Source organism: Nonomuraea sp. NPDC001684 (genome assembly GCF_053596515.1).
Window position 1 is genome coordinate 1 of record NZ_JBSFGJ010000702.1, and the last position, 3,101, is coordinate 3,101.

At 66.7% G+C, this 3,101-nt stretch carries 4 protein-coding genes and 3 pseudogenes; 5 read left to right on the top strand and 2 right to left on the bottom strand.

The genetic code is table 11. From position 1 onward, the window contains the following. Positions 1 to 377 (bottom strand): annotated as a pseudogene (locus ACWCSD_RS50350) (hypothetical protein); the annotation flags it as partial. 182 nt (positions 378 to 559) lie between these two features. Between ACWCSD_RS50350 and ACWCSD_RS50355 the strand changes: the two are divergent. Genes ACWCSD_RS50355 through ACWCSD_RS50365 form a run of 3 tightly spaced genes read left to right on the top strand, consistent with a single transcriptional unit; the run spans position 560 to position 2,040 of the window. Beyond that, a complete protein-coding gene (locus tag ACWCSD_RS50355) occupies positions 560 to 706 on the top strand; it encodes a hypothetical protein (protein ID WP_449926597.1) in 147 nt (48 codons plus the stop codon). A 20-nt stretch (positions 707 to 726) separates the two neighbouring features. Continuing rightward, the gene (locus ACWCSD_RS50360) at positions 727 to 1,041 is read left to right on the top strand and encodes a hypothetical protein (RefSeq protein WP_449926600.1); all 315 of its coding nucleotides are present in this window, start codon (positions 727 to 729) and stop codon (positions 1,039 to 1,041) included. 12 nt (positions 1,042 to 1,053) lie between these two features. Beyond that, the gene (locus ACWCSD_RS50365) at positions 1,054 to 2,040 is read left to right on the top strand and encodes a serine hydrolase domain-containing protein (protein WP_449926603.1); all 987 of its coding nucleotides are present in this window, start codon (positions 1,054 to 1,056) and stop codon (positions 2,038 to 2,040) included. Here the strand turns inward: ACWCSD_RS50365 and ACWCSD_RS50370 are convergent. Continuing rightward, complete coding sequence (locus tag ACWCSD_RS50370; RefSeq protein WP_449926606.1) at positions 2,037 to 2,342, bottom strand: hypothetical protein; 306 nt, start codon at positions 2,340 to 2,342, stop codon at positions 2,037 to 2,039. The genes ACWCSD_RS50365 and ACWCSD_RS50370 overlap by 4 nt on opposite strands. Positions 2,343 to 2,461: 119 nt before the next feature. Between ACWCSD_RS50370 and ACWCSD_RS50375 the strand changes: the two are divergent. Together ACWCSD_RS50375 and ACWCSD_RS50380 are read left to right on the top strand one after the other, a co-directional pair. Continuing rightward, positions 2,462 to 2,653: pseudogene (locus ACWCSD_RS50375) on the top strand (DUF4158 domain-containing protein); the annotation flags it as partial. A gap of 102 nt (positions 2,654 to 2,755) precedes the next feature. Continuing rightward, positions 2,756 to 2,946, top strand: a pseudogene (locus tag ACWCSD_RS50380) (IS5/IS1182 family transposase); the annotation flags it as partial. Between the last annotated feature and the right edge of the window lie 155 nt (positions 2,947 to 3,101).

The window sequence follows — 3,101 nt, forward strand, 5'->3', positions numbered from 1 at the left end:
GCCCAAAACTCCAGGGTGTCCGGCACGTTCTTGGGGAAGTCGAGGAAGTAGGCGTTGTGCTCGACATGGTCGCCGACCAGCGTGCGCACGGCTGCCAGGATCCGGACGCCGAGATCGATGACGGTTTCACCGCGCAGGTTCGACAGGCGTTCCAGCAACGGCGCCGAGCAGGTGAAGCCGACACTCAACAGCGCGACGTCGAGCTGACGCGCGGCGACCTGTCCCCACTGCTGCGGGGCCTGCCCAGTGCCGGTGCCAACGCTGCCGATGGGAACTCGCAGACGGCGGGAAATGACGAGCTTTTCCAGATCCTCCACATCGGCACCATAGTGGTGAAGCGCGCCAGTCCACCGCTGCTTTTCTCCCACGGTGATCATGCCGGAACCCGGCCGGGGGCAGGACGGCGGCGTGAACGGGCGAGCGAGACGACCTAGGATGCCTCCACAACACAGGCGTCAGCGGCGGGCGTCAGAACCACACGCTCGGTCACCGAACGCTTCCCCAGGTCCGGCAGGCACTGGCGCGCCCCCACTCGATCGCCCGCCAGGAGTTCGCCACCATGGCCCAGGCCGCCGACGAGTGCATCACGCAGGTCGCCGGCCTCGACACGGTCGGCGAGGAGGCGGTCCGGCGTGAGTACGGCAGCCTGCTCACCCAGATGATCGCCGACCTCGAAGCGCGGTTCACCGAGCCGGGAGTAGGCTGACCAGGACCGCCACCGGGGCCATGGCAGATGGTCCCCCGGACACGCCGCTCGCCCAACAACCAGCCCCGGAGCCCATCAGGACCCCGCTCGAACGCACCCTCGCCACAGATCTCACCGAGGTCGTCATCAGGCTGGACCTCAGCGACAACGACGCCATCAGGCCCACGGCCACGATGCAGGTGATCGGGCCGGTGGCAGTCCTCCTGCAGGACCTGTCCGAGCACGACCAGCAAGCCCTTGCCGACCTGATCAACCAGTTCGCGCGGCAGGAAGCCAATCCTGAGCGGCAGCTGACGGCCTGGGAGGCGCCCGAAACCCTGGGCCTTCTGGTCTGACAAGATCAGACCGTGTCTCAGCTGCAACAACGATTGTCCGCCCTTGTCGACGAAGCTGGCTACCGCCGTGATGAGCCGATCGTGGTCGGCATCCAGCACGGTGGTCGGCCGCCCGTTCTGCTGGCCCAGGGGTTGACACTCAAGGGTGAGCCGCTGGGCGCGACCACGCTCGCCTACATGGCGTCATTGTCGAAGCAGATGACCGCTGCCTGCGCGGCGCAGCTCGCCCAACAGGGTGAGCTGGACATGGAGTCGGCCTTGTCACGCTGGCTACCCCAGCTACCCGCGTGGGCCGACGCTGTCCGACTTCGCCATCTCGTCCATCACACGGCAGGCATGCCGGCCGACGCCAAAATCGAAGCTCTCATGGGTCGGGACGCCGACCGAACCACAGAGGGCATCATCCAGGCTCTTGCCCGATTGCCGGTGTTGGATCGTGAGCCGGGCGCTGCGCATGCCTACTCCAACGCCGGCTACGTCTGCCTTGCCGCCGCGGTGGAACGAGCGCTCGGCCAGCCGCTGCCCGACTTTGCCCGAAGTCAGCTCTTCGCGCCGCTGGCGATGGTCAATACCCGTTACTGGACGGGGCCCGATCCTGCACCGCCCGGCGCGGCCCCGCTCGTCTCCTCTCATCCCGCTCCGCTGTCTCTCGGCGATGGAGGGGTGTGGAGCACCGCAACCGATCTGCTGCGATGGGGCCAGGCCCTCAACGCCGACGAACTCGGCATCTCGGCGCTCATCCAGACCCCGGGACACCTGGATGACGGAACACCTATCGATTACGCCTGGGGCATCGGTGTCCGCTCGCACGCTGGCCATCGCGTCTATCGCCACGGAGGAGGTTGGCTGGGCCTGCGTGCCCTCCATGCCCGAGTACCCGATCTGGACCTGAGCATGGTCCTCATCGCGATCGCCGACCACACCGAACGCCGAGTAGCCCTCCTCAACAGCCTTCTCGACGAGATGACCAGCCGCGGCCTCCCCAATTCGATGGACTAGATCACCGACTCTCGCGTCGTCGACAGCGATCTCCCTCTCTGTGGGCTCGCTGTTCGACGTGTCGCCTCGCGTCGCAGGCCCAGCTGCTGGACGTCTCGATGGTGCACTCGCCAGCAGCCGCAGCAGCCTGCTTGCCTTACGTGCCTGGCAAGATCACACCGCTTTGAGCTGTAGGAAAGGCTACGAACCCAAGATGACCATCGATGGCCTGAAGCGGAGCCCTGCGTTTCGGAGGGCCACAGTCGTGCGGTGCCATCGTCACCGGCGGTGGCCAGCAGGTGCCCGTCAGGATGGAAGGCCACCGCGAGAACACCGGGGGTGAGAAGGATCGGACCGGATTTTGGCGCTACAGAGTCGATCTCGACGACGATTCGGTGACGACGCCTGTTTGCCCTGGTCGAGCGCCCGAACGTGCCTGCTCATGCCTGTGGATTTCCTCTCAGATGAGCAAGTAGCCCGCTATCGCCGGTTCCGGCCCGAGGTGTCGGTGGCCGAGCTCGAGCAGTTCTTCCGGCTGGACCGCGCGGCGCTGGACGCGCTGGCCGACAAGCGGCGCCCGGTTACCCGGCTGGGGTGGGCCGTGCAGTGGGCGACCGTGCGGATGCTCGGAGTCCTTCTGACCGAAACCCGCTCGTGGTTCCGTCGGGGGCGGTCGCCTTCGTTGCCGAGCAGCTGGATCTGGATCCGGCCTGCTTCGCTGACTGCGGGCAGCGGCCTGCTCGATCGGCTGAGGGCCGCCGACGCCCTCGACCTCTCCCGCGCCGCGGTGGACTCCTCGCAGATCAGAGCGTTAAAAGGGGGGCGCAGACCGGCCCGTCCCCGGTCGACCCAGGTCGCGTCGGCAGCAAGCACCACCTGATCACCGAGGCCACCGGCGTCCCGCTCACGGTGATCTTGACCGGCGCCCTCATATCAGAGCAGGTCAGGGGTACATCCGTTGGGTTTTCCGCCATTACTACCGGGACCCCTGTAGGTCCGGGTCACGGTCTTTCCCATCAGCGCTGTCATTTCCAGCGTCGGAACCCGCCCTCGGAGTTGATCACCTGTCCGGTGATCCACGC